Genomic DNA, 25,038 nt, shown 5'->3' with positions numbered 1-25,038 from the left:
GAACGGCTGGCCGGGAGGCTGCGTCCCGAACGGCTGCCCGCCGGGAGGCGGCGGCTGCGGCGCCCCCCACTGCGGCGCGGCAGGCGCACCAGGCGCGCCGGCGGCACCAGGCGCACCGGGAGCGCCCATCATCGGGGCCGCGGGACCACCGGGCCCGGGCATCGCCGGACCGGCGGCGGACCGGGTGCGCGTCATCCCGAGCAGCGTCCCGATCCCGGCCACCAGCAGGGCCAGCACCGGAGTGATCAGCTCCCGGCCGGTCACGTGCTTGAACGAGCTCGAGAGGATGTCGCTGAAGTGGTCGCCCTTGTAATAAAGGACGGTGCCCAGCGCGAACCCGACGCGCAGCGCGATCCAGGAGGCGACGGCCGCGAGCACCGGCGGCACCGGGTTGGACGACCGGACGGCCAGCACCGGCACCCCGACGAGCAGCCCGGCCAGGACGAACTGCGTGTACAGGTAGTTCTCGGAGAGCAGGAACCCGTCGTGCGAGCCGGCCATGATGGCCTGCCTGATCGCGCGCACCTCGAGGTAGCTCGTGAGCGTGATGACGATGGCGGCGACGGCGCCGCCCACCAGGGTCAGCAGGATCGCGGGCAGCATCCGGGACGACCCTGCGGGACGGCCGGGACGCGGCGACGGTGGCGGAAACGGGGATGCGGGAGGCATGGCGGGGGTCGACTGGTGCATTCGACCATTAAAACCACCATTGCTCCCCACGAAAAACCCCACCTCGCCCCCCGGGCCGAAGTTCTTACGGAGTGATGACGCGACGGCGTGATCTCCCGCGTCGCGCCTACCGTGGACGTGTGACCTCACCAGCGCGCCCCGCCCCCGGCCGGCGCAACGCCACGGCCGCCGAACACCCGGAGGTGGTCGGACGGGTGCTCGTGGTCGACGACGATCCGACGGTCGCCGAGGTCGTCGCCCGGTACCTGCTCCGCGACGGGCATGACGTCGAGTGCGTGGCCGACGGCCGCCAGGCGCTCCGGCGTGCCCGCGAGAACCCGCCCGACCTGGTCGTCCTCGACCTGATGCTGCCCGGCATGGACGGCCTGGAGGTGTGCCGGAGGCTTCGGGAGACCACGGCGGTCCCGGTCGTCATGCTCACCGCGCTCGGCGCGGAGGCGGACCGGCTCGTCGGCCTGTCGATGGGCGCGGACGACTATGTCACCAAGCCGTTCAGCCCGCGTGAGCTCGCGCTTCGCGTCCGGTCGGTGCTGCGGCGGGCGCGCGGCGCGGTGGTCCCGACCGCGCACGGACGTCCGCTCCGGGACGGTGATCTCGAGCTCGACCCGCACGCGCACTCGGCGACGCTCGCGGGCGCTCCGCTGACCCTCACCGCGCGCGAGTTCGACCTGCTCGCGTTCCTGCTCCGCCATCCGGGCCGCGCGTTCACCCGCGAGGAGCTGCTCGACCGGGTGTGGGGCTGGTCCTTCGGCGACTCCGCGACCGTGACCGTCCACGTCCGGCGCCTGCGGGAGAAGCTGGAGCCGGACCCGGCCGCACCGCGCCGCCTGGTCACGGTCTGGGGCGTCGGCTACCGCTACGACCCGCGGCCGGACGGGGAGGAGCGGGGATGATCCCTCTCGCCGATCTCGTCTGGGTCGCCTGGTACTCGGCGGTGGCGGCCGTGGTCGTCGCGGGCGCCGGCCTGCTGACCCTGCATCTCCTGCGCGGACGGTCGGTCGCGACCCAGCTGACCGTCGTCGGGGTCGCGACCGTCCTGGCGACGGTGTCCGGGATCGTGGTGATCTCGCTGATGATGCTGCTCAACGAGCACGACCTGACCGTCGTGCTGTGGGTGGTGTCGGCGGCCGGGCTGGTGGCGCTCGCCGTGTCCACGGTGCTCGGGAGGCGGCTCGTCGCGGCGAACCGGGTGCTCGTGGAGGCCGTCCGGGCCGATCCGTTCGAGCCGCCCGCCGCCCGGCTGCCCGCCGAGCTGGCCGAGCTGTCCCGCGAGCTGGAGGCGGCCCGCGCGCGGCTCGCCGAGGCGCACGAGCGGGAGCAGGCCCTGGAGGCGAGCCGTCGCGAGCTGGTCGCCTGGGTCAGCCACGATCTGCGCACCCCGCTCGCCGGGTTGCGCGCGATGGCCGAGGCCCTGGAGGACAAGGTCGTCGACGATCCGGAGACCGTCCACCGCTACCACGGGCGCATGCGCGTCGAGGTGGAGCGGCTGGCCGAGCTGGTGGACGACCTGTTCGAGCTGTCCCGGATCCACGCGGGCGCGCTGCGCCTGTCCCGCGAGCGCGTCGGGCTCGCCGACCTGGTCGCCGAGGCGGTCGCGGGGGCCGAGCCGCTGGCCAGCGCGAAGGGCGTCCGGCTGCACGGCGAGGTGTCGGCCGGCGGCCCCGTCCAGGTGGACGCGTCGGAACTCGGCCGTGCCCTGCGGAACCTGGTGGTGAACGCGATCCGGCACACGCCGGGCGACGGCACGATCGAGATCTCCGCCGAGCTCGTCGCGGGCGAGGCCCGGGTCACGGTCGCGGACGCCTGCGGCGGCATCCCCGCCGAGGACCTCCCGCGCGTCTTCGACGTCGCCTTCCGCGGCGAGGCCGCCCGCACCCCCGGCGGCGGCGGGGGCCTCGGCCTCGCGATCGCCCGCGGCATCGTCGAGGCGCACTCCGGCCGAATCGGCGTCAGCAACGCGGGCCCCGGCTGCCGCTTCGAGGTGAGCCTTCCCGTCACGGCCTGACACCGGCCGACACCGCCACAGGTGTGGGGCCTTATTGGTCGAGGGACTCCTCGATCGCGCGGAAGGTCGGGCATGGCCAGCGCCACATGCAGGCCCGGCACCGCTGGATCGGGTTGTTCGGGTCGCTGGTGATGCCGCCCGCGTCCTGCGGCCGGTGCAGGTCGGCCAGGCGCAGCGCGAGCTCGGTGAACATCATGACCTCGTCCCGCGCGCCCGACAGGAACGTCAGGTCCTCGCGCGACAGCCGGGTGCGGATCGGGACGAACCCGGACCGGTTCACCAGGCGGCCGAGGTACTGGGTGGCCGAGCGCCAGGAGTTGGACTTCTCCGATCGCGCCCGGATGACCTCGAGGCGGTCGCGGAGCCTCAGCTCGCGGGGATCCACACCCTGCCGGGTCCTCATCGTGGCACACCCCCTCCGCACGGCCACGGTCCTACGGTCCCCCAAAAGGCGAGGTCGCGGGGGGTGAATGGCGCAGATCCAGGGTCCGGACACGGCCAAGAAGCGCAAGATCCGGCGCCTGCCGCGAGAACTTTCCTGACATCTCGGAAGTATCACCCCGTCGTCCGATCCGCCACGGACCGTCGCGGCGCGCGGGACACGCCCACGCGACACGAGGAGTTGGCCAACTCCCTGGCCCGGGGGCCGTTCGCCCGATAGTGTGCCCGTCGTGGAGCTCAATGTCTCGACCGCATCTCAGGGAGGTCACGCCGTCGTCACAGCGACCGGCGAACTCGACCTGTACACCGCGCCCCGTCTGCAGGCCGCGCTCGCGGGCCTGCTGCGCGACCAGGCCGACCGCATCACCGTCGACCTGAGCGGCGTGGAATTCTGTGACTCGACCGGCATGAACGTCCTGCTGTCCGCGATGAAGCGGCTCAAGGAGCAGGGCGGCGCGCTGGAACTGGCCGCACCGCGCCCGGCCGTACGGCGCATCCTGCAGGTCACCGGGCTCGACACGGTGTTCACCGTGGTGGACGCCGTGCCCGCCCTCGACACTCTCTGACGGTCCCACGACCTGACCGCCCGGCCGGACGGCGCATACCGCGCCGTCCGGCCTTTGCGCGCCCGCGCACCGTCCGGCTTGTGGTGCTCCGGACGGTTCCGTCCGTCGAGGCGGCGCCGTGGGACGTCGGCTCGTCCGGTGGTCCCGGGTTCCGGCGTGGCGGGCGCGGCGGTCGCTACGATCGGGCCCATGCAGGACGTAGCGGTGATCATCCCCGCGAAGGACGAGGCCGACCGGATCGGCGCGACGGTCGAGGCCGCGCTCGGGCTGCCCGGCGCGGACCTGGTGGTGGTCGTGGACGACGGGTCGTCCGACGGCACCGGCGAGGCCGCGGAACGCGCGGGCGCCCGGGTCGTCCGGCACAGCCGCAACCGGGGCAAGGGCGCGGCGATGGAGACCGGGGCCGAGGCCGTCCGGCTGCTGGACGACGGCCGTGACCAGCCCCGCCACCTGCTGTTCCTCGACGCCGACCTCGCCGGGACGGCCGCCGAGGCCGCCCCGCTGGTCGAGCCCGTCCGGGCGGGCGAGGCGGACATGACGATCGCGGTGTTCTCGACGACGGTGAAGCTCGGCGGGCACGGTTTCGTCGTCCGGCTGTCGCGGGACGGCATCCGCCGCGCGACCGGCTGGACGGCGACCCAGCCGCTGAACGGGCAGCGCTGCCTGACCCGCGCGGCGTTCGAGGCCGCGCGTCCGCTCGCCGCCGGGTTCGGCGTCGAGACCGCGCTGACCATCGACCTGCTGCGCGCGGGGTTCCGGGTGACCGAGGTCGAGGTGCCGCTCGCGCACCGCGCCACCGGCACCGACTGGCACGCCCAGGTGCACCGCGCCCGGCAGTTCCGCGACGTCGCGCGCGCCCTCGCCGTCCGCGAGCCTGCCGTCGTGACCCGCCTGGACCGGCTGCGCGCCTTCCGCCGCCCGTGAAGCCGGCCGACCCCGCCGAGCATCGCCGCCCGGCCCACCGGGACGTCCCGTCCGACACGGCAGACACGGCCGGTCCGCGCGGCGGCGCCTTCGCCGCCTCGGACGGACGACCCGCCGCGCGCCGCGCCGCGCCGGGCGACGCGCCCGGTGCCCGTGAGCCGGACGCGGGACGCGGGCTCGGGATCGCCGGGCTGGCCGGGGTCGGAGTCTCACTGGCGTGTTTCCTGGTCACGGCCCTGCTGGGGCCGTCGGTCTTCCAGCCCGCGCTGTCCGGCCCCAAGGGACGGCCGCCGTTCTCGCTGACCGTCCACCCGTCGCCCTCCCTGGTGATCGGGCTCGTCGCGTTCGCGACGATCATCGGCGCCGCCGGGCTCCTCTCGTGCTTCACGGCCGTCCGGCGCGGATGGCGGATGCGCGCGTTCCCGCTGGTCGCGATGGGGATGCTGGTCGCGGCGGCGTTCGCGTTCCTGCCGCCGTCCGGGTCGGCGGACCATCTGAACTACGCGTCCTACGGCCGGATGGCGGCCACCGGGCACGACCCGTACACGACGACGGCGGCGGACGTCCCGCACGATCCGGTCATCGGCGCGGCCGAGGAGTGGCGGACGACCCCGTCGGTGTACGGGCCGGTCGCGACGGCCGGGCAGGTCCTGGCGTCCTGGATCGGCGGCGACTCGGTGCGGCTGACGGTGTTCGTCCTGTCGCTGGAGAACCTGCTGGCGTTCGGGCTGACCGGGCTGCTCCTCTACCGGACGGCCCGCGACCGCGCCGGGCGGCTGCGTTCCGCGCTCCTGTGGACGTGCAATCCGCTGATGCTGTTCCACCTGGTCGGGGGCGGGCACAACGACGTCCTCGCGACCGCGCCCATGATCGCCGGGCTCGTCCTGTGCACGCGGGCGGCCGCGGGCGCGCCCCGTTTCGAGGGTCCCGCGCGGACCTTCCTCGGGGGCGTCCTGATCGGCGTCGGGACGGCGATCAAGCTGCCCGCCGCGCTCGTCGGCGGAGGACCGGCCTGGACGCTGCTCCGGCGCGTCCGCACCGACAGGTCGGCCCGGTGGACCCTGGCGGCGCTGCTCGCCGGGTCCGCGGCGACGGTCGCGCTCACCTACGCGCTCGCCGGGCCGCACTCGCTGGACCAGGTCAACCGGGCCAGCCGCATGATCTCGCTCGCGACGCCCTGGCACCTGGTCGCGGTCCTGCACCTGCCCGGCCTCCGGACGATCGTCAAGATCGGCTGGGTGGTGCTCGGGGCCGTCCTGGCGTGGGCGCTCGCGCGCGTCCTGCCCCGGCCGGACGGCCTGGAGGAGCGCCCGGCGGAGGCGCGGGCCGTCGCGGCGGCGCTGGTGCTGGCCTGGTTGCTCGCCGCCCCCTACGAACTGCCCTGGTACGACGCGTTCGGATGGGCCGTCCTGGCGCTGCTTCCGTGGTCGCGGTTCGACCTGCTGCTGCTCGCGCACACCACGGCGCTGTCGCTCGCCTACCTGCCCGCGCGCGGCCCCGAGCCCGCCGGGCTCCCGGACGACCTGCACTGGCTGATCAGCGTCGTCCGGTCCGGGGTCATTCCGGTGCTGCTGACGGCTCTGACGGCGTGGGCTCTGTGGACGGGTCTTCGCGCGGGCCCGCGTCCGCGTCGTCCAGCTCCGTAGCCCGGACGGCGACGGAGACGAACAGCGGCACGGTCAGCGCCAGCGCCACCATCATGATGATCATGCCCGAGTCGTTCACCAGCGTGCCGATCACGCCGACGGTGAGCGCGCAGATCAGCGCCGGGCGCGTCGTCTCCGAGCGGGCGAACGTGCGGGTCAGCAGCGAGGTGCGCCGGTACCGGCCCGGCCGGGCCAGGACGAGGAACAGGAACACGATCCCGGCGGCGACCAGCAGCGTGACCGGCCAGAACGCCAGGCCGCCGACCATCGAGTCGAACTTGCGGGTGATGACCGTCCAGGCTCCGCCGCCGGTCAGGTCGTTCCAGAACCTGCCCATGTGCGTCGGGTGCGCGCTGCGCGAGTTCAGGTAGGACAGCAGCAGAACCGCCGCCGCGCCCACCGCGCAGAACAGGCCGAGCCGCACCACCGAGACGCGCCGTCCGGACACCATCAGGCCGAGCAGCGCGAACGTCGGGACCATCGCCAGGACGCCGCCGAAGTCGGCGCCCCAGCCCGGCGCGCCGTCCAGCGCGATCGCGGCGAGCCCGACGGCCGCCACGACCAGCGCCGCCGCCCAGCGCCGTCCCCGCCGGAGCGGGTAGGCCGCCAGCCACGCCGCCGACAGCACCGCCGCGGCCGCGAACAGCGCGAACGCCTGGTTGCCGAAGCCGTAGAAGCGCCCGGCGACGACGGCCGTGTAGCCGAGGAACGAGTTCATCTGGAGGGCGGAGCCGGTCATGACGTCGAGGCCGAGGGCCGCGGCCGTGATGCCCGCGACGATCAGGCCGGGCGTCGTCACCGACCGCCGCCACGGGCCGCCGAGCGCCAGCGCCGTCATCGCCGCGCTGATCGCCAGGACCGTCGCGACCAGCACCGGAGTCGTGTGCGGGGCCTTCCACCAGGGGACGATCCCCGCGAGGAAGGACGCGCCGAGGGCAGCCGCGCCGACCAGCGCGACCACGCGCGTCCCGGCGAGGATCCGGGCGCGGGCCGCCGCGCCGCCCCAGCGGCGCCGCAGCGCCAGCGCCGCGAGCGCGTACAGGACGAGCTGCACGACGATCAGCGTGGACAGGAAGCCGCCCTGGGCGCGGCGGATCGCCTGCCCGGCGACCTCCTCGTCCGTCAGGACGTCGACCTTGCGGGCCGTGGAGTCGCCGGTCGCCCGGGTGCGGAACGGCGAGCCGACCGCGTCGGACGGCTCCGGCACCGCCAGCGACTTCATGATCGAGGACGTGACGTCGGTCAGCGTGACCAGGCCCTTCCGCCGCGTCGCGTCCGACGTGAGGTAGGACGACCCGGTGAAGCCCGGCCCGGTCGCGAGCGCGACCCGCAGGTGCGGCTTCGGCCCGTTGTCGGACATGCCCGCGATCAGGACGGTCGTGCCCGCCGGGACGCTCGCGAGCACCTGCCCGACCCGCCGGTCGGCCGCCGCCGCGGCGCGCGCGCGGTCGTCCTGGCCGACGGGCACCTGAACGCCCTTCGCGTCCACCCCGGCCGTGAGGTAGACGCGGAAGACGTCGTCGATCTCCACGGCGGTGAGCGGGCAGCGCGTCCAGTCGTCCGGGGCCGCCCGGTCGACGCCGCCGACGTAGTGGTCGACGCGTCCGGAGTAGTCGGCGAGGCCGTACACCGCGCCCGGCCCGACCGCCGTCGTGCAGATCCCGGCCTGGTGCGCGGTCTCGCCGAGCAGCCCGGCCTTCGAGTGATAGGACGAGTCGGAATTGTCCTTAACGATCCGGGGCCAGCCCGGGGCCAGCGCGCCGCCCTGCGCCGGGGCGGGCGACCCGGACGGCACCGGCGCGCCCGGCAGCACCGGATTGGACGGCAGGACGCAGTCGGCGTCCTTCAGCACCGACCGCTGCCCGGCCGACACCGTCAGCCAGCCGTCGGTCGGGCAGGTGTACGGCTTGGTCGCCCGGACGGTCATCGCACCGGCCGCGCCCTGACCCGTCAGGCGCCACAGCGTCGGGGTGTTCCTGGCGGTGACGTCCGTCCACATCAGGCCGTCCACGCCGACGAGCACCACGCGTCCGCCGGGAGCGGCCTTACCCGCGTTCGAGGGCGCGTTCGAGGCGGCGTTCGAGGGCGCGCCCGGACCCCCGCCCGGCTCCGCCGCCTGCGCCGACCGCGCGGGAACCCCGAGGAGGAGGCCCATCGCGGCGAGAACCAGCAGGACAGCGGCCACGGCCGGTCGCGGTGTGCGGAGTCTCGCCCCCGGTAGCCCCATGTCGTCCAGGGTAGTGGCACCTTTAGGACAGGATGTGAACATGCGAGGAGCCATGGGGACGGGTGACGTCGCGCCCGAGCGGCGCGCGTCGGCCCTGGACGGGGGTGCGGCGGTGGGGGCGACTGCCGTGAACGAGGCCGCCGCTGAGGACGGCGGCCGCAACGGGGGCGCGCGCGCGGACGGCCGCGCCGGCGCATCCGGCAAGGGTGCGTCCGGCGTCACCGGGGAGCGGCGGCCGCGCACCACTGTGGACTGGCTCATCCTGGCCGCCGGGATCCTCGTCGCCGTGGCGGCGATCACACCGATCGTCGTCCGCTGGCTCGGCAACCCGCCCGACCAGCGGCTCGTCGACCTCGAGGTGTACCGGGAGGGCGGCCGGGCCGTCCTGCGGCAGGCCAACCTCTACGACGTCCTGACCCAGCCGCCGCAGCTGCTCCCCTTCACCTACCCGCCGTTCCCGGCGCTGCTCGCCGTCCCGTTCACGCTGATGTCCTGGACGGCCGCCCAGTGGACCTGGACGATCCTCGAGTACGTCGCGCTCGTCGTGATCGTCCGGTACGCGTTCCGCGACCTGATCGCGCGGACGGGCCGCTGGGCCCCGCTGACCTTCGGCGTCCTGTTCGGCGCGTGCGCGTGGCTGACCCCGGCCTACGACCAGATCCGGTTCGGGCAGGTCGGCTTCTTCCTCCTGGCACTCTGCCTCGCCGACACGATGGCCCGCACCGCCTACTGGCCGCGCGGCGTCCTCGTCGGCCTGGCGATCGCGATCAAGCTCGTGCCGGGCGTCTTCCTCATCTACTTCCTCATCACCGGACGCCGCCAGGCCGCGCTGAACTCCCTGCTCACGGCCGCCGCCGCGACCCTGTTCACCTTCGCCTGGCTGCCCTCGGACTCGGCCGGCTACTGGTTCGGCGCGCTGCTCCAGGGCGGCGACCGCACCGGCGCGGTGAACGGCACGACCAACCAGGCGCTGAACGGCTGGGTCGCCCGGATCATCCCGCAGGGCCCGGTCCAGACGCTGCTGTGGGGCCTCCTCATGATCGTCGTCGCGTACGCCGGGTTCCGGCTGGCCCGCCGGTCGACGCTCGCCGCGGACCGGCTCGCGCTGCCCGCGGCGCCCCGCGACCCGTCCCGGCGCTGGGGCACCGACCGCATGATCGCCGCCGACCCGGCGTCCGGCGAGGCCCCCTACAGCCTGCTGCTCGCCGGGGTCGCGATCACCGGCCTGCTCTCGGTGCTGCTGTCCCCGGTCGGCTGGATCCACCACCTCGTGTGGATCATCCCCGTCGTGGGCGCCCTCGTCGGGGACGGCCGCGACACCCGGCGCTGCCTGGCCGCCGCCGCCGTCTGGCTGTTCTACCTGCTCCCCGTCCCCTGGTGGGGGACGCACCTCACCGGCCGCGCCCATCCGCTCGTTCTCCAGGCCCTCGGACAGATCATCCGCGACCTGTTCGGCTTCGGGGCGGTCGCCCTCATGGCCGTCCTCGGCGTCTGGCTCGTGAACCGGCTGACCGGTCGCGGCGATCACGAGGATCCCTCTCGTCTTCCGGACGGTGTCGGTACGCTCACTCCGTGATGCTTGCCGCCGTTGCCATCGCCGGACTCGTCGCCGGTGTGGCCGGACTCTCGGTCGCCGTCATGGCCCACAACCGGGTCAACCAGGTGGTCGAGGAGTGCGCCGAGGTGCTGCGCCGCCGGCTCCAGGCCGCCGGACCGGGGTCGGTCGACGGCCAGGCCCTGCGCGACCTGGCGATCGTGCACTACGACGCGCTCAAGGAGATGTCCGGCCACCGCTCCTTCTCACTCGCCCTGATCAACGCCACCGGGGACGGGGTCGTGATCAGCTCCATCATCGGCCGCACCGAGACCCGCACCTACGCCAAGCCCATCCGGGACGGCCACCCCTCCGAGCCCCTCTCACCGGAGGAGAACCAGGCCCTCCGCGCCGCCCGCCTGGGCAAGGGCCCCGTCGTGACCATGGACGACCCCCTCCCCGACTTCGGCGATCCCGGACGGACCACCCGCGCGCACACCTGATCCCCCCGCCCGCACACCAAGATCCCACCCGCTCACCACGCGTTTCCCGAGATCCCACCCACCCAGCGCGTACACTCCTGACTCCGGGACACTCGCTTTTCGGGGGGACGAGAACCGTGCCTGAGCCGCGTAAATGGGCCTATCTGGGACCGCAGGGCACCTTCACCGAGGCCGCGCTGCGCTCCTTCCCCGGCGCGATCGGCGCCGAGCACGTCCCGTTCGCGACCGTCCCCGCCGCCCTCGACGCCCTGCGCTCCGGCGAGGCGGACGGCGCCGTCGTCGCCCTGGAGAACTCCGTCGAGGGCTCCGTCCCGACCACGCTGGACGAACTGGCCACCGGCGACCCCGTCCAGATCGTCGGCGAGGTCCACCTTCCGGTCTCGTTCGCCCTGCTCGTCCGGCCCGGCACCGCGATCGAGGACGTCAAGACCGTCGCGTCCCACCCGCACGCCCAGCCGCAGTGCCGCCGCTGGCTCGCCGCGAACGTCCCGGACGCCGAATGGCGCGCCGCGACGTCCAACGCCGAGGCCGCCCAGCACGTCGCCGACGGCCACTACGACGCGGCCCTCGCCGGATCGTTCGCCGCCGCCCGCTACGGCCTCGACGTCCTCGCCGAGGACATCCACGACGTCTCCGACGCCGTCACCCGCTTCATCGCCCTCCGCCGCCCGTGCTCCCCGCCGACGCCCACCGGCATGGACCGCACCAGCGTCGTCGCCTTCCTCGACGAGGACCACCCCGGCGCCCTCCTGGAGATCCTCACCGAGTTCTCCGTCCGCGGCATCAACCTGTCCCTCATCCAGTCCCGCCCGACCGGGCAGGGCCTCGGCTCCTACCTGTTCTGGATGGACTTCGAGGGCCACGTCTTCGAGTCCCGCGTCGGCGAGGCCCTCATGGGCCTGCGCCGCATCTGCTCCGACGTCCGCTTCCTCGGCTCCTACACCCGCGCCGACAAGATCCGTCCCGACATCCGCCGCGGCACCCACGACCACGACTTCACCGAGGCCGCCGCCTGGCTCGCCACCATCCGCTGCGGCGCCACCGAACGCTGACCGCGGAAACCCCGACGCGAAGGTAAACCTCCGCTAACCTCCGCGCGTCCCCTCCATGCTCGCCCAGAACGACCATGGAGAACCCCCCTTGCGCCTCCACCTCGCCGCGATCACGGTCGCGCTCGTCCTCGTCCCGGCCGCGACCCCCGCCTGGGCGGACACCACCCGTCCCGCCGCCACCCGGCCCGCCGCCGCCACCGCCACCGGACCGGTCGTCCTCTGGGCGACCATGGAACCGGCCGGCACCCGCGCGTCCATCAGGGTGCACGCGGCGGCGTCTGCGGGCGTCGCGAAGGTCGCCGCCTCCCTTCGGCTGAAGGGCAGCGACGAGACCTACGCGTTCGACGGTGATCTCAAACGCTCCGCTGGCACCGAACAGGACGGGTTCTGGTACCCGGCGACCCCCTTCGATCTGAAGGCGGGCCGCACCTACCTGGACCTGGAGCTCACCGACACGACGGGAGCCCGAAGGACCGTCCGGGCGGCGACCTTCACCGACCTTCCCTCGAGCCAGTTCTCCGTCAAGGTGTTCCTGCCCACCGGAGAGATCGAGCCGTACGAGACGTCGGGAGCGTTCGGCCTGGAAGCCACCGTCCGGCATCTCCGGCCGGTCGGCCGCGTCACCGCGCAGCTCCACAAGTGGCAGTCGGACGAGACCGTCGGGGACGAGATCCCGCTGTCGGTCCGGTCCACTTCCCAGGGCGCGACGTACTACGAGGCGAAGGACGTGTTCAAGCCCCCGGTCGGCGACTACGACATCGTCGTCACCGCCGTGGACGACCAGGGAGACGTCCTCCAGGCCCGGTCCGGGCACATCGTCGAGGGCATCGCGACGCGCATCGAGGACCTCAAGGCCACACCCGGCTGGTTCGACGCCGACCACCGCGACGTCACGATCACCGGACGGCTGGTCTCCGCCGACGGCGAGCCCCTCGAAGGCACGACCGTCGCCGTCAACGGCACCGAGAACACAACGACGACCGCCGCCGACGGCACGTTCACCCTGAAGCTGACCGCCCAGCACGCACCCGTCCGGATCACCGCCTCCAGACGTGGCCCGTACATCGGGACGAAAGCGACCGTCCCGCTCGAACGCCGCAGCATCCCATCACGGATCTCCCTCACGTCCAGCGCCGATTTGGTCAGGGTCGGCGACACCGTGACCCTGTCCGGAACCCTGGAGCGCCAGACGACGCCCGGCGCATACGCGCCCCTCGCCGGCAAGTCCGTCACCATCGACTACGAGGACTACGACACCCGGACGACCTCCATGGACGTCGCCACGGTGTTCACGGACGCGAACGGCCGCTACTCGGCCAAAGTGACCGTCCCCGGCTGGGGCCGGTGGACAGCGCACGCGTACCCCAACGCGGGTGACTTCGCGAAAGCGGTCGAGGTGGTCGACATCAAGGCGTCCTACCGGACCTCGGTCGTCGACTTCCGGACCACCACGCCCCGCGTCGCCGCCCATGGGAAGGCCACCCTGACCGGACGCGTCGTCCGGTCCCACGCGTCCCCGGCGCTCACCCCGGTCGGCGGCGGCGACGTCTCGGTGCTCTTCGCCGCGGACGGCAAGAAGTGGGTCTACCAGGGCAGCGTCCGGACCACTGCGGACGGCCGCTTCACGGCGACGAAGACCGCCGCCCGCGACGGCTACTGGCAGGTCCGCTACGACGGCCCGTACAGCCGGCTGCCCGTCCCCCCGGCAGGCGGCCCGTACGCCTTCGACGAGCCGTCCACGAGCGGCCGGGTCTTCGTCGACACCGCGATCGCCACGCGAATCACGTCGTTCAACGCGTCCCCGGAGCCGGTCAAGAAGGGCCGCACCCTCACGGTGAAGGGCCGCATCACCAAGCAGTCCACCACCTGGCAGCCCGCCACCGGCGCAACGCTGACCATCTACTTCAAGCCCAAGGGCTCCACCAAGTGGAAGGCCATGGCCACCACCAAGTCCGACCGCAACGGCTGGTTCATCAGAAACTTCAAGGCGACCACCGACGGCACCTGGGCCGCCGCCTACGCCGGCAGCCCCACCTACCTCAGCACCTGGAGCCCCGACGACTACGTCGACGTCCGCTGATAAAAAGGGGCGGCGCGCGGAGGTAAACCCGTGTTGACCTTTGCGCGTCCTCTGCTTGCTTCACTCACGTGACCACGGAGACCGTCCCTTGCGAAGAACCCTCGCGGCCCTGGTGTCGCTGTTCACCGTCGTGGCTCTGCTGCCGCTCGCCTCGCCCGCGTCCGCGGAGGCCGCCTTCGCCCCGATCGTCGCCGACGCGTCGATCACCGTGAAGGACGGCAAGGCCACCCCGCAGGTCCGGCTGCTGTCGGCCACGGCGGACGCCAAGGTCGAGTTCCGGCTTCGTCTCAAGGGGGCGACCGAGCCGTACGCGGTCGTCCCGGATGTCCCGTTCGGCTACGGAATCCCTGGTCAGGGGGCCGTCTGGGCACGGCAGAGCCCGACGGACCTGAAGCCGGGGCGCACCTACCTGGACCTGACCGTGAGCGATCCGTCAGGCGGCCGCCTCGACGTTCCCCAGGCCGCCTTCATCGACTCCCCGGCCGGGGTCTTCACGGTCAGCGGGTTGGGTGTCAGGACCGTGACCTCGGCGTTCACCATCACGACGGTCGTGGCGCACTCCGGGCCCGTCAGCAAGATCGTCGCCCGGCTCTACCGACGCGGGACGGCCGAGCAGGTCGGTGAGGACGTCGTCCCGACCCTGCGCTCCACCCTGAAGTACTCGACCTACACCCGCTCGGACTATGCCGCCGCCTTCGACCCACCCGTAGGCGACTATGAGGTCGCGATCTCCGCCTGGGACGAGCAGGGGGACGTCAGGACCACGCGAACCAGCGTCATCAGCCGGAAGCTGGTCCAGCGGCTCGTGGACCTCCGGTCCGACCCGACCTGGACCGACGTGAACCACCCGGACGCGACGATCACCGGCCGGGTCGTGGACCCCGCCGGGCAGCCGCTGTCCGGAGTGACGGTCGGCAGCGGCGCCCCGCGCACCACCACCGCTGAGGACGGCACGTTCTCCCTCAACGTGAAGGCCACCCAGGACCACGTCGGGGTCGTCGCCCTCGAGCACGGCGACTACGCCGAGGCGAGCGCGCAGCTCGCCGTGGAGCGGCGTCCGGTCAACACGCGGATGATCATCACCGCGAGCACGGCGAAGGCGCACGCCGGCGACACGATCAAGCTGTCCGGCCAGTTGGACGTCGCCGATCTCGCCGGGTGGCGGCCGTTCCCGGGCCGCACCGTCTCCCTCTTCTTCTGGGACGGAGCCGTCCCCGGCAAGGAGATTCCCGCCGGGTCGGCCGTCACCGACGCGAACGGCCGCTACAGCGTGAACGCCACCGTTCCCGGTAACGGAACCTGGATCGCCCGGTTCAACCCCGCTCTCATCGACCCCGACTACTGGGACAGTTCAGCCCGGACCGACATCCGGGCGGACTTCGCCACGCAGATCCTCGCGGTGGGCAAGCCTGCGAGCCCGGCCGCCTACCGCTCGTCCGTCACGATGACCGGGCAGGTCGTCCGCAGGAACGCCCCGTCCGCGCAGGTTCCGGTCCGCAATGGCTTCGTCCACCTCCAGTTCTCCGCCGACGGCAAGAACTGGGTCAACAAGGGCGACGCCAGCACCGACGCGAACGGCCGGTTCAGGGTCTCCGGCCTGGCGTCCGCCGACGGCCACTGGCGCGCCCGGTTCGAGGGGAACACCCCGTCGCACGGCTCCTGGGACGACCCGTCGACCACGGCGTCCTTCTACGTGGACACCAAGTACAAGACGGCGATCACGTCGTTCGACGCGTCACCGGAGCCCGTGAAGAAGGGCCGCACCCTCACGGTGAAGGGGAAGATCACCAAATTCACCGGGGCCTGGCAGCCCGCCGCGGGCGCGGCGCTGACGATCTACTTCAAGCCCAAGGGCTCCACCAAGTGGAAGGCCATGGGAACCACCAAGTCCGACCGCAACGGCCGCTTCACCAAGGCCTTCAAGGCGTCCGCCGACGGCACCTGGGCCGCGGCCTACGCAGGCAGCTCGACCTACCTGGGAATCTGGAGCGCGGGCGACTACGTCGACGTCCGCTGATCACCGTTCCCACGGCCGGGAAGGTGGCGTTTCACGCCACCTTCCCGGCCGCTGCCGTTACTGAGCGGACACTCCTGTTCGAACAGAACGCACCTTCGCACACCCAAATCTCGAACCTTAAGTAATCGCTCGACCTTGCTCGGTAACTTGTCGCGTGGTCAGTCCCGTAGGGATCGCCCTGGAGGCAGATTGTGAGCACGATCATCAAGAACAACAGACTCTTCCAGGAGATCCGCGCCGACGGTGGGCAGCGGGCGCTGCTCATCATTCTTGAGGCGCGGGGGTTCCAGGTGACCGACGCCGTGCGGGAGCGCGTCACCGCATGCACCAACATGGAGACGTTGGAACTCTGGGCGGCGCGGGCGGTTCAGGCGGAGACGCTGGGCGAGGTGTTCGGCGAGGGCTGAGGGGCGGGTCACTTCTGAGGGTCCTCGTCGTCGAAGGTGGCGGCGTTGTCGCGGGCGGCCTTGCCGGCGGACGCGGAGGCCTGGCGGACGCCGCGGCGGGTCTTGCGGACGAGGTCGGCGGGGCGTTCGGGGAGGTGGCGGGCGGCGAGGTCGCGGTTGCGCCAGCGGCGGCGGGCGCGTTCGCGGTGTTCGGGGTGCAGGTAGTTGATCAGCCGGTCGATGTGCATGAGGATCTCGCCGTACAGGGTGCGCTGGCGGACGCCGCGGTCCCGTTCGGTGAGCAGCTCCGCGAGGCGGTGCCGGTCCTCGCCGGCGGACGCGACGAGGGCGTCGAGGCGGCGTTCGAGGTCGCGGGGCGCCGCGTCGCGGGTGAGGTCGGCGACGGCGAGGGCGGTGTAGACGCGGACGCCCTCGGCCAGTTCGTCCAGGACGTCCGCGAGGCGGGTCCGGACGGACGGGTCGGACAGGACGTGGTCGTCCTCCTCCTCGGTGCGGACGCTGTCCACGATCGCGCGGGTCAGGGTGCGCAGGGAGACGTCGAAGTGCTCCAGCATCTCCAGGCCGTCGCGGAGGGCGACGCCGGCGTCGATCAGGGTGAGGGCGCGCGGGTTCAGGCGGACGCTCTCCTCGGCCTGGCCGATGGCCTCGTCGGTCCGGGTCATCTCGCGGAGCATCTGCTTGGTGTCGGAGAGCCAGTTCTCGGCGTGGTCCACACCCGGGTCTCCGCGGAGATCGGAGGCCATGCGGTCGACGGTGTGCCCGAGCCTGTGCCCGACGTCGGCGAGCGCCTCGCGGCCCGCGCCGATCCGGACGGGCGGCCAGGCGAGTCCGGCGGTCAGGCCGACCGCGGCGCCGATCAGGGTCTCGAGGATGCGGTCCCAGGCGGCGCCCTCGTTGGCGGCGCCGAGGGAGAAGATCAGCATCGCGCTGATCGGGACCTCGAGGGCCTGGTCGCCCAGGCGCAGCCCGAAGCCGATGAGCAGTCCGGCGAGGATCGCCAGGCCGAGGCTCCACCAGGAGAAGCCCAGCCACTGCGCGAGGGCCACGGCCGTCAGGACGCCGAACGCCACGGCGAGGACGCGCTGCCACACCGAGTGGAGCGTCCGGAGGGCCGAGACCTGGACGACGAGGAGTGCCGTCAGCGGCGCGAGCAGCGGCAACGGCGCGCCACGCGGCTGCAGCCACCGCGCCAGCGCATACGCCATCACCGCGATGACCGTCAGCCGGACGGCGTCCAGCGTCGCCACTCGCGTCCGGGAGCTGACCACGCTCCTCACGCTTTCCACTGAAGGTGATGGTTCGTCCTCGTTCGACCGTCTGCGGGCAAAGTCTTCGCCGCGTTCTACGGTGTGTCCGTGGACTTCGACACTTACGAACGAGACCTGTGGGACGGACGGGCCGACGCCTACCAGCGCGGTTTCGCCAGGATGACCGCGTGGTCGGTCGGCCCTCTCCTGGACGCGGCGGGCGTCACGTCCGGGACGCGTGTCCTGGACGTCGGCACCGGGCCCGGCATCGTGTCCCGGGAGGCGATGCGCCGGGGCGCGGACGTGATCGCGCTGGACGCCGATCCCGGCATGGCCGCCACGGCCCGCGCCAACGTCCCCGGCCTGGACGTCCGCGAGGCGATCCTTCCCGATCTTCCCCTCCCGGACGCGTCGTTCGACGCCGTCGTCGGCAACTTCGCGATCAACCACGTGAGCCGTCCGGACGAGGCCGTTCGGCAGTTCGCGCGGGTCCTGCGTCCGGCCGGGAGACTGGCCCTGACCTGCTGGGAGATGCCTCCGTCCGGGGCGCTGTCCCTGGTCGCCGAGGCCATCGAGGAGGCCGGCGTCGCCGTCCCGGACGACATCCCGACGCCCCCGTTCGCCGATCTCGGACGCCCGGCCCCCTTCGGCGCCCTGCTCCGCGACGCGGGCTTCGCCGACGGCGAGGCGTCCGAACTCCGCTGGCTGCACGAGGTCGACGCCGAGGACTGGTGGACGACCGGCGCCCTCGCCCGCATCGGCACCAACGGCGTCATCGTCTCCCGCCAGGACGCCCCCACCGTCACCAGGATCAAGACCGCCTACGATCGCCTCGCCACCCGCTACGCCACGTCCGGAGGCCGCGTGGCCCTTCCCGCCAACGCCCTCCTCGCCACCGGCACGCGCTGATCGTCCTTGGGGGCATATTGCCGCGCGGCGGACGCGCCGGGCCCGGTAGCCTCGGGGTTGTGATTGACCTGCGAGCTCTTCGAGAGGATCCCGAGCGGCTGCGCGTGTCCCAGCGCGCCCGCGGCGAGGATGAGACCGTCGTCGACACCCTGCTCGACCTGGACGAGCGCCGCCGTTCGGCGCAGTCCTCGTTCGAGCGGCTGCGGGCGGAGCAGAAGAGTTTCGGCAAGTCCGTCTCCAGGGCGCAGGGCGAGGAGCGGCAGGAGCTGCTGACCCGCGCGAAGGAGCTGGCCCAGCAGGTCAAGGACGCCGAGGCCGAGGCCGACCGGCTCGGCGGCGAGCTGAACGACGTGCTCCGCGTCGTCCCGAACCTCGTCGAGGAGGGCGCGCCCGCGGGCGGCGAGGACGACTTCGTCGTCCTCGAGCACGTGGGCGAGGTGCCGGCGTTCGACTTCGAGCCGAAGGACCACCTCGAGCTCGGCGAGTCGCTCGGCGCGATCGACATGGAGCGCGGCGCGAAGGTGTCCGGCGCGCGGTTCTACTACCTCACCGGCGTCGGCGCGCGGCTCCAGTACGCGCTTCTGAACCTGGCGATGGAGCAGGCCGTCGAGAACGGCTTCGTCCCCATGTACCCGCCGGTTCTGGTGAAGCCGGAGGCCATGGAGGGCACCGGCTTCCTGGGCGCGCACGCCGCCGAGGTCTACCAGCTCCCCGAGGACGACCTGTTCCTGGTCGGGACGTCCGAGGTGCCGCTGGCCGCGTACCACATGAACGAGATCATCGACGCGCTGCCGCGGCGCTACGCGGCCTGGTCGTCCTGTTTCCGCCGTGAGGCCGGTTCCTACGGCAAGGACACCCGCGGCATCATCCGGGTGCACCAGTTCGACAAGGTCGAGATGTTCTCCTACTGCGACCCGGCGGACGCGCACCAGGAGCACCTGCGCCTGCTCGACTGGGAGAAGCAGATGCTCGCCAAGGTCGAGATCCCGTACCGGGTGATCGACGTGGCGGCCGGCGACCTCGGCACCAGCGCGGCCCGCAAGTACGACTGCGAGGCGTGGGTCCCGTCGCAGGGCCGGTACCGCGAGGTCACCTCGACGTCCAACTGCACCGAGTTCCAGGCCCGCCGCCTGTCGGTCCGGTACCGCGACGAGGACGGCAAGAGCGGCCCGGTCGCGACGCTGAACGGCACCCTCGCCACCACCCGCTGGATGGTCTCCATCCTCGAGAACCACCAGCAGGCCGACGGCTCCGTCCGCGTCCCGAAGGCCCTCCAGAAGTTCATCGGCCTTGAGGTCCTCGAACCCACCAAGCGCTAACAAACCACCAGAAGCCCGCTCCTTCAGCACAGGGGGCGGGCTTCTTCGCTTTCCGGACGCGGGGACGGCGGTGGCGGGAGTGGGGGGTGGGTCGCTTAAGCTCGGGGGTCCGTGGGGGAGGATCTTGCCGCGGGATTGATCGTGGAAGGTGACATGGCCGTTCGTACGCCCCGGTTGATCGCGACCGACCTGGACGGCACGATCGTGCGGTCCGACGGGACGGTGTCGGCGCGCACGGTCGAGGCCCTCGGGCGCGTGGAGCGCGCCGGGGCGACCCTGGTGATGGTGACGGGGCGTCCGCCGCGGTGGATGACCGAGATCGCCGAGGCGGTCGGGCACCGGGGCGTCGCGATCTGCGCGAACGGGGCCGTCCGGTACGACCTGCACACCGAGGCGGTGCTGCGGGCGACGGTGATCACGCCGGAGGTCATCGCGAAGGTCGTCGAGCGGCTGCGGGCCGCCGATCCCGAGCTGCGGTTCGCGGTCGAGTACCCGGACGGGTTCGTGTTCGAGGCGCGCTACAACCTGGGCCGCTGGGACGCCGACGCGATCGAGGGACGCCCGGTGGACGGCGAGGAGCTCATCGCGCGTCCCGGCATCAAGCTGCTGGCCTTCCATCCGGACAGCGAGCCGGACGGCCTGGCGCGGCGGGCCGAGCGGGCGGTCGGCGACCTGGTCACCGTGACCCACTCGTCCGGGCGGGGGCTGCTGGAGATGAGCGCGCACGGCGTCACCAAGGCGACCGCGCTCGCGGAGCTGGCGGGCGACCTCGGGCTGGACGCCCGGGAGATCGTCGCCTTCGGGGACATGCCGAACGACCTGCCCATGCTGACCTGGGCAGGCCGTTCGTTCGGGGTGGCCAACGCGCACCCGGACGTTCTGCGGGCCGTCACCGACACCACCGGGAGCAACGACGAGGACGGCGTGGCGCGCGTCCTCGAACGCCTCTTCCCCGAGGTCTGACCCGCCGCTACAGGTAGGGCCCGGACTGGTGGTGGCTGTCGTGCTCCTCCTGGACGACGCCCGCCGGGAGGGCGCGGCGCATCTGCTCCAGCTGGGCGCGCGCGGCCATCTGCTGCGCGAACAACGTGGTCTGGATGCCGTGGAAGAGGCCCTCCAGCCAGCCGACCAGCTGCGCCTGCGCGATCCGCAGCTCGCTCTCGCTGGGGACGTTGCCCTCGGTGAAGGGGAGCGACAGGCGCTCCAGCTCCGCGACCAGCTCGGGCGCCAGGCCGTCCTCGAGTTCCTTTATCGACGCCTTGTGGATCTCCCGCAGCCGGGCCCGGCTCGCCTCGTCCAGCGGGGCGGCCTTGACCTCGTCCAGAAGCTGCCGGATCATCCCGCCGATCCGCATGACCTTCGCGGGCTGCTCGACCATCTCGGCGACCGACTTCTCGTCCTTGTCGGGGTCGCCCGGGGCGCCCTCGAGCGCGATCCCGTTGGGGCCGACCACCAGGACCTGCGGCTCCTGCTCCGGCCGGTTCTGCGAAGGCTCCGTCATCTCACACACCTCATTTTTCCAGGGTCAGCAGGATCTTGCCGACGTGCGCGCCGTCCTCCAGCAGGCGGTGGGCGTGCGCGGCCTCGGCCATCGGGACGGTCCGATCCACGATCGGACGGACCCTTCCCGATTCGAGCAGCGGCCACACGTGCTCGCGGACGCTCCGCACGATCTCGGCCTTCTCGTCCAACGGACGGGCGCGCAGGGAGGTTGCGTGCACAGCGCCCCGTTTCCGCAGCAGTTCGCCCAGATCGAGCTCGGCGCGGGCGCCGCCCTGGAGGCCGATGACGGCGAGCCGTCCGTTCACCGCGAGCGCGTTCACGTTGCGGGCCAGGTATTTCGCGCCCATGTTGTCGAGGATGACGTCGAACGGGCCGTGCTGGACGAAATCGTCCTCGCGGTAGTTGATCACCTCGTCCGCGCCGAGTTCGCGGCACCGTGCGGCCTTCTCGTCGCCGCCGACGGTGCAGGCGACCGCGGATCCGAGGGCGTGCGCGAGCTGGATCGCCATCGTCCCGATGCCGCTGCCTCCGCCGTGCACCAGGAACCGCTCGCCCGGACGCAGGTCCGCGAGCATATAGACGTTGGACCACACCGTGGACACGACTTCGGGCAGCCCGGCCGCCTCGACCAGGTCGACGCCCTTCGGGACGGGCAGGAGCTGCCCCTCGGGGACCGTGACCTTCTCGGCGTAGCCGCCGCCCGCGAGCAGCGCGCACACCTCGTCGCCGACGTTCCAGCCGGTCACGCCCTCGCCGAGCGCCGCGATCCGGCCGGACGCCTCCAGCCCGGGATACCGGGACGCGCCGGGCGGAGGCTCGTAGAAGCCCAGCCGCTGCAGCACGTCCGCGCGGTTCACGGCGCTCGCGGCGACGTCGACCAAGACCTCGCCGGGGCCGGGAGCGGGATCGGGCACCTCGTCCCACTGGAGGACGTCGGGGTCTCCGGGCTCGCGGATCACGATGGCGTGCATGAAGCTCACGCTACCGGGCGGCGAACCGCCCGGAACGGCCTCCCGCCCACCGGGAAAAGGCGCGCAACAGCCGTGATATGCGGTAAGAAGCGTCGGTATCCTGCTCTTGGTCGTTGCCGTCGCCCCATGTCGGTAAAAGATCGTTTAATGGCAGCGCCGAGGGGAGTGACGGTGGCACGGAACGATCATGACGGTCCTTCGCTGGAGGAGCGCCTCGCCTCCCTGGACGCGATGAGCGGCGAACCCGCCGACGGAGATCGTCCGCCCTCCCCCTCGGCCGAGAGGCCCGGCGAGCCGAAGCCCGAGACGGACGCCGACGCGACGACCTTCGACCCGCCCATGCCCGCGCCCGCCCCTCAGCCCGGCACCGACTCCTATCCGGCGCCCGGACCCATCGGCCCCGCCCCCGGCCCGATCGGCCCCGCTCCCGGGCCCATCGGCCCCGGCCCCGGCCCCGGCCCTGGCCCCATGGGCGCTGCTCCCGGCCCCATCGGGCCCGCGCCCGGGCCGATCGGCGGCCCGCAGCCGTCCGGGCCGGACGACGCGAACCCGTGGCTGACCCCGCCGCCCCCGCTGGACGGCCCTCCGGCGCCGCCCGTCCCCTACGGCGACATGCCCTACGGCGACCTTCCCTCGCCCCCGCCCTACGCGACCACCCCGCCGCCGTTCGCGGGCGGCCCCCAGCCTTACGAGTCCACGCCCGTCCCGCCGGTGCCGTACCCGGGCGCGCCCGGACCCAACGGCGGTCCCGGCTTCCCCGGCGCCCCCGGCCCCGGCCCCGGCATGCCCGGACCGGACGGGCAGGTCCCGCCGCCCTTCGGCGTCCCGGCCGTCCCGCCTCCGCCCTACCCGGCGGGCGACCCCGGCGCGGGCTGGGGCCCGCCCCCGATGGACGCGCCGTACCCGCCCGGCAACGCCCCCGTCCCGCCGCCTCCCGGCCCCGACCAGTTCGGCGACCCGGGAGCCTTCCCGGCGTACCCGGCCGCGCTCGGCGAGCGTCCCCCGTCCGCCGACCCCGCGGGCCCACCCGTCCCGGACACGAACGCCGTTCCCGAGGGCGGCTTCACGCCCGGCCCTGACGGCGGCCTCGTCCCCGGACCGGACGCCGGCTTCGCGCCTGGCGCGCCTGGAGCCCCGGGTGCGCCCGGCTCCGATGAAGGCTTCCCGCCCGCGCCCGACGGACGCTTCCCGACGTCCGGACCGGACGGCGGCTTCGCGCCCGGCGCAGGCCCCGGCCCCGAGGGCGGCTTCATGCCTGCCCCCGAGGGCGGTTTCGCGCCTGGCCCCGACGGTGGGTTCGCGCCTGGGGTTCCTGGGGTCGATGGTGGTTTCTCGTCCGCGCCTGGAGGACGGTTCCCGTCGTCCGCGCCGGACGGCGGGTTCATGCCCGGGGGCCCCGGACCCGCGGGTGGGCCCGTGTCCGGAGGGTTCATGCCCGGACCGGACGGCGGGTTCCCGGCCGACATGGGGCCGCAGGGGATCCCGATTCCGCCCGCGGACGCGCAGGGCGGGCATCCCGGGATGGTCGTCCCGCCGCCCGGGGCGCACGGCGCTCCCGCCGGACCGGGGTACGCGCCGCAGCCCGGGCAGCCCGCGCAGCCGGGGTATCCGCCGCAGCCGCAGGCTCCTGAGAGCCTGAGCTCGGAGAACCTGCTCGGCGAGCGCAAGATCGCGCCGTCCGGCGGGTGGCGGCGCGCGGTGTACAAGGCGACCGCGGGCAACGTCCACCCGGGCGAGTCGTCGTCCGAGCTGCGCCGCAAGGACCTGGTCGCGCGCGCCCGGACGATGGTCGCGGGCGGGCACCACCGGGTCGCGGTGATGTCGCTGAAGGGCGGCGTCGGCAAGACGACCACCACGACCGGGCTCGGTTCGATGCTGTCGTCGCTGCGCGGCGACCGCGTGATCGCGGTGGACGCCAACCCGGACCGCGGGACGCTGAGCGACAAGGTCCGGCTGGAGACGGCCGCGACGGTCCGCGACCTGCTGAACAGCCGTGACCGGGTGCACCGGTACGCCGACGTCCGCGCGTTCACGTCGCAGAACGAGGCGCGGCTGGAGATCCTGGCGTCCGACCGCGACCCGGCGGTCAGCGAGGCGTTCAGCGCCGAGGACTACTCCGCCGTCGCGGTCGTCCTGGAGCAGTACTACTCGGTCTGCATCACCGACTGCGGCACCGGCCTGCTGCACAGCGCGATGGCGGGCGTCCTGGCGCTCGCCGACCAGCTCGTCCTGGTGAGTTCGCCGTCGGTGGACGGCGCGCGTTCGGCGAGCGCGACGCTCGACTGGCTGGAGGCGCACGACCACGGCCACCTGGTCCGCAACGGCGTGGTGGTGCTGTCGATGGTCCGCAACCGCACCCGCAGCCAGGTCGATCTGGACAAGCTCCAGGCGCACTTCGAGTCGCGCTGCCGCGCCGTCGTCCGCATTCCCTACGACGACCACCTGGAGGAGGGCGCGGAGCTGGAGCTCGAGGCGCTCGCCCCCGCCACCCGCGAGGCGTACCTGCACCTCGCGGCCGTGGTCGGCGACGGTTTCGCCTGGCAGCGCCCGAACGCGACCTGACCCCGGGCCCCACCCACCCCACCCCACCCCACCCCACGCTGTGCGGTGTGGGGCTAGGGTCGGGGATTGTGGGGGACGGGATCTATGTGGGGCGGGCGCCTGTCGACGCGGCGGGCGACCGGGGGTGGCTGCTCGGGCACTTCAAGCCCGAGGGGGATCTCCGGCACAGTGCGGCCGTCGAGATCAAGTGGGGCGTGCATCCGGCCGGTGAGCGGCGGGCGCAGTGGGCCACCGGTGATGAGCGGACGGCCCTGCTGGTGCTGGTCAGCGGGCGGTTCCGGATGGAGTTCCCCGGGCGGGACGTGGTCCTCGCCGAGCGGGGGGACTATGTCGTCTGGGACAAGGTCGACCACTCGTGGGAGGCCGAGGAGGCGTCGACGGTGCTGACCGTCCGGTGGCCGTCGATCCCCGGGTTCGCCGTCCCGCACGCGTAGG

General features: G+C 73.1%; 22 protein-coding genes. 16 read left to right on the top strand and 6 right to left on the bottom strand.

What is annotated here, in order from left to right; all coding sequences use genetic code 11:
* The coding region (locus EBO15_RS45410) for a hypothetical protein (protein WP_199744720.1) at positions 1-603 on the bottom strand (603 nt) is incomplete at its 3' end.
* Positions 604-809: 206 nt separating this feature from the next.
* On the opposite strand from EBO15_RS45410, the gene EBO15_RS21655 reads away from it, so the two are divergent.
* Positions 810-1,583 (top strand): response regulator transcription factor, encoded by a 774-nt coding sequence (locus tag EBO15_RS21655; protein WP_456047877.1) that lies wholly within the window; start codon positions 810-812, stop codon positions 1,581-1,583.
* A complete protein-coding gene (locus EBO15_RS21650) occupies positions 1,580-2,695 on the top strand; it encodes a sensor histidine kinase (RefSeq protein ID WP_122196247.1) in 1,116 nt (371 codons plus the stop codon). The genes EBO15_RS21655 and EBO15_RS21650 overlap by 4 nt, the downstream gene beginning before the upstream one ends.
* A gap of 31 nt (positions 2,696-2,726) precedes the next feature.
* Here the strand turns inward: EBO15_RS21650 and EBO15_RS21645 are convergent, their stop codons facing one another.
* A complete protein-coding gene (locus tag EBO15_RS21645) occupies positions 2,727-3,098 on the bottom strand; it encodes a hypothetical protein (RefSeq protein ID WP_122196246.1) in 372 nt (123 codons plus the stop codon).
* Positions 3,099-3,366: 268 nt separating this feature from the next.
* Between EBO15_RS21645 and EBO15_RS21640 the strand changes: the two genes are divergently transcribed.
* From EBO15_RS21640 to mptB, 3 genes are all read left to right on the top strand, one after another.
* Entirely contained in the window at positions 3,367-3,702 is a 336-nt protein-coding gene (locus tag EBO15_RS21640) for an STAS domain-containing protein (protein WP_122196255.1), read from the top strand.
* 189 nt (positions 3,703-3,891) lie between these two features.
* Positions 3,892-4,626 (top strand): glycosyltransferase family 2 protein, encoded by a 735-nt coding sequence (locus EBO15_RS21635; protein WP_122196254.1) that lies wholly within the window; start codon positions 3,892-3,894, stop codon positions 4,624-4,626.
* Positions 4,623-6,272, top strand: coding sequence for a polyprenol phosphomannose-dependent alpha 1,6 mannosyltransferase MptB (mptB, locus tag EBO15_RS21630; protein WP_122196245.1), 1,650 nt, complete (start codon positions 4,623-4,625; stop codon positions 6,270-6,272). Before EBO15_RS21635 ends, mptB begins: the two co-directional genes overlap by 4 nt.
* On the opposite strand, the gene EBO15_RS21625 is transcribed toward mptB, so the two are convergent.
* Entirely contained in the window at positions 6,184-8,457 is a 2,274-nt protein-coding gene (locus tag EBO15_RS21625; protein ID WP_122196244.1) for a hypothetical protein, read from the bottom strand. The genes mptB and EBO15_RS21625 overlap by 89 nt on opposite strands.
* Before the next feature lie 82 nt (positions 8,458-8,539).
* On the opposite strand from EBO15_RS21625, the gene EBO15_RS21620 reads away from it, so the two are divergent.
* From EBO15_RS21620 to EBO15_RS21595, 6 genes are all read left to right on the top strand, one after another.
* Positions 8,540-10,075: a glycosyltransferase 87 family protein gene (locus EBO15_RS21620; RefSeq protein WP_233616344.1), complete on the top strand. Its 1,536-nt coding sequence runs from the start codon at positions 8,540-8,542 to the stop codon at positions 10,073-10,075.
* A complete protein-coding gene (locus tag EBO15_RS21615; protein ID WP_122196242.1) occupies positions 10,075-10,536 on the top strand; it encodes a DUF4446 family protein in 462 nt (153 codons plus the stop codon). Before EBO15_RS21620 ends, EBO15_RS21615 begins: the two co-directional genes overlap by 1 nt.
* 116 nt (positions 10,537-10,652) lie before the next feature.
* The gene (pheA, locus tag EBO15_RS21610) at positions 10,653-11,588 is read left to right on the top strand and encodes a prephenate dehydratase (protein ID WP_122196241.1); all 936 of its coding nucleotides are present in this window, start codon (positions 10,653-10,655) and stop codon (positions 11,586-11,588) included.
* 88 nt (positions 11,589-11,676) lie between these two features.
* Complete coding sequence (locus EBO15_RS21605) at positions 11,677-13,668, top strand: carboxypeptidase regulatory-like domain-containing protein (protein ID WP_122196240.1); 1,992 nt, start codon at positions 11,677-11,679, stop codon at positions 13,666-13,668.
* A gap of 88 nt (positions 13,669-13,756) precedes the next feature.
* Positions 13,757-15,685, top strand: a complete 1,929-nt coding sequence (locus EBO15_RS21600) for a carboxypeptidase-like regulatory domain-containing protein (protein ID WP_147481599.1) — start codon at positions 13,757-13,759, stop codon at positions 15,683-15,685.
* A gap of 191 nt (positions 15,686-15,876) precedes the next feature.
* Positions 15,877-16,092, top strand: coding sequence for a hypothetical protein (locus tag EBO15_RS21595; protein ID WP_122196238.1), 216 nt, complete (start codon positions 15,877-15,879; stop codon positions 16,090-16,092).
* 8 nt (positions 16,093-16,100) lie between these two features.
* Here the strand turns inward: EBO15_RS21595 and EBO15_RS46850 are convergent, their stop codons facing one another.
* Entirely contained in the window at positions 16,101-17,369 is a 1,269-nt protein-coding gene (locus EBO15_RS46850; protein WP_147481598.1) for an FUSC family protein, read from the bottom strand.
* A 78-nt stretch (positions 17,370-17,447) separates the two neighbouring features.
* Here EBO15_RS46850 and EBO15_RS21585 point away from each other — a divergent pair, with 78 nt between their 5' ends.
* The 3 genes from EBO15_RS21585 to EBO15_RS21575 all read left to right on the top strand — a co-directional run bounded on the left by EBO15_RS21585 (position 17,448) and on the right by EBO15_RS21575 (position 20,530).
* The gene (locus EBO15_RS21585) at positions 17,448-18,248 is read left to right on the top strand and encodes a class I SAM-dependent methyltransferase (RefSeq protein WP_199744719.1); all 801 of its coding nucleotides are present in this window, start codon (positions 17,448-17,450) and stop codon (positions 18,246-18,248) included.
* Between the two features lie 59 nt (positions 18,249-18,307).
* On the top strand, positions 18,308-19,567 hold the full coding sequence (serS, locus tag EBO15_RS21580; RefSeq protein ID WP_122196236.1) for a serine--tRNA ligase: 1,260 nt from the start codon (positions 18,308-18,310) through the stop codon (positions 19,565-19,567).
* Between the two features lie 153 nt (positions 19,568-19,720).
* Positions 19,721-20,530 (top strand): Cof-type HAD-IIB family hydrolase, encoded by an 810-nt coding sequence (locus tag EBO15_RS21575; protein WP_122196235.1) that lies wholly within the window; start codon positions 19,721-19,723, stop codon positions 20,528-20,530.
* Between the two features lie 7 nt (positions 20,531-20,537).
* On the opposite strand, the gene EBO15_RS21570 is transcribed toward EBO15_RS21575, so the two are convergent.
* On the bottom strand, positions 20,538-21,068 hold the full coding sequence (locus tag EBO15_RS21570) for a bacterial proteasome activator family protein (protein ID WP_122196234.1): 531 nt from the start codon (positions 21,066-21,068) through the stop codon (positions 20,538-20,540).
* A 10-nt stretch (positions 21,069-21,078) separates the two neighbouring features.
* Positions 21,079-22,041: an NAD(P)H-quinone oxidoreductase gene (locus EBO15_RS21565; protein ID WP_122196252.1), complete on the bottom strand. Its 963-nt coding sequence runs from the start codon at positions 22,039-22,041 to the stop codon at positions 21,079-21,081.
* Between the two features lie 171 nt (positions 22,042-22,212).
* Here EBO15_RS21565 and EBO15_RS47085 point away from each other — a divergent pair, with 171 nt between their 5' ends.
* On the top strand, positions 22,213-24,603 hold the full coding sequence (locus EBO15_RS47085; protein WP_325051931.1) for a MinD/ParA family ATP-binding protein: 2,391 nt from the start codon (positions 22,213-22,215) through the stop codon (positions 24,601-24,603).
* Positions 24,604-24,671: 68 nt separating this feature from the next.
* Positions 24,672-25,037 (top strand): signal peptidase I, encoded by a 366-nt coding sequence (locus tag EBO15_RS21555; RefSeq protein ID WP_122196233.1) that lies wholly within the window; start codon positions 24,672-24,674, stop codon positions 25,035-25,037.
* The last annotated feature ends 1 nt before the right edge of the window (position 25,038 follow it).

It is taken from the genome of Actinomadura harenae (genome assembly GCF_003696215.1).
Lineage (GTDB): Bacteria > Actinomycetota > Actinomycetes > Streptosporangiales > Streptosporangiaceae > Spirillospora > Spirillospora harenae.
The sequence above is the reverse complement of the archived record's forward strand: the minus strand, read 5'-3'. Positions and strand labels throughout refer to the sequence as shown.

Excerpts from the sequence above, each read along its gene's own strand:
- EBO15_RS21570 (WP_122196234.1), bottom strand. The coding sequence starts at position 21,068 with ATGACGGAGCCTTCGCAGAACCGGCCGGAGCAGGAGCCGCAGGTCCTG.
- EBO15_RS21575 (WP_122196235.1), top strand. The coding sequence starts at position 19,721 with ATGGCCGTTCGTACGCCCCGGTTGATCGCGACCGACCTGGACGGCACG.
- EBO15_RS21635 (WP_122196254.1), top strand. The coding sequence starts at position 3,892 with ATGCAGGACGTAGCGGTGATCATCCCCGCGAAGGACGAGGCCGACCGG.
- EBO15_RS21615 (WP_122196242.1), top strand. The coding sequence starts at position 10,075 with ATGCTTGCCGCCGTTGCCATCGCCGGACTCGTCGCCGGTGTGGCCGGA.
- EBO15_RS21645 (WP_122196246.1), bottom strand. The coding sequence starts at position 3,098 with ATGAGGACCCGGCAGGGTGTGGATCCCCGCGAGCTGAGGCTCCGCGAC.
- EBO15_RS21565 (WP_122196252.1), bottom strand. The coding sequence starts at position 22,041 with ATGCACGCCATCGTGATCCGCGAGCCCGGAGACCCCGACGTCCTCCAG.
- EBO15_RS21620 (WP_233616344.1), top strand. The coding sequence starts at position 8,540 with ATGCGAGGAGCCATGGGGACGGGTGACGTCGCGCCCGAGCGGCGCGCG.
- EBO15_RS21650 (WP_122196247.1), top strand. The coding sequence starts at position 1,580 with ATGATCCCTCTCGCCGATCTCGTCTGGGTCGCCTGGTACTCGGCGGTG.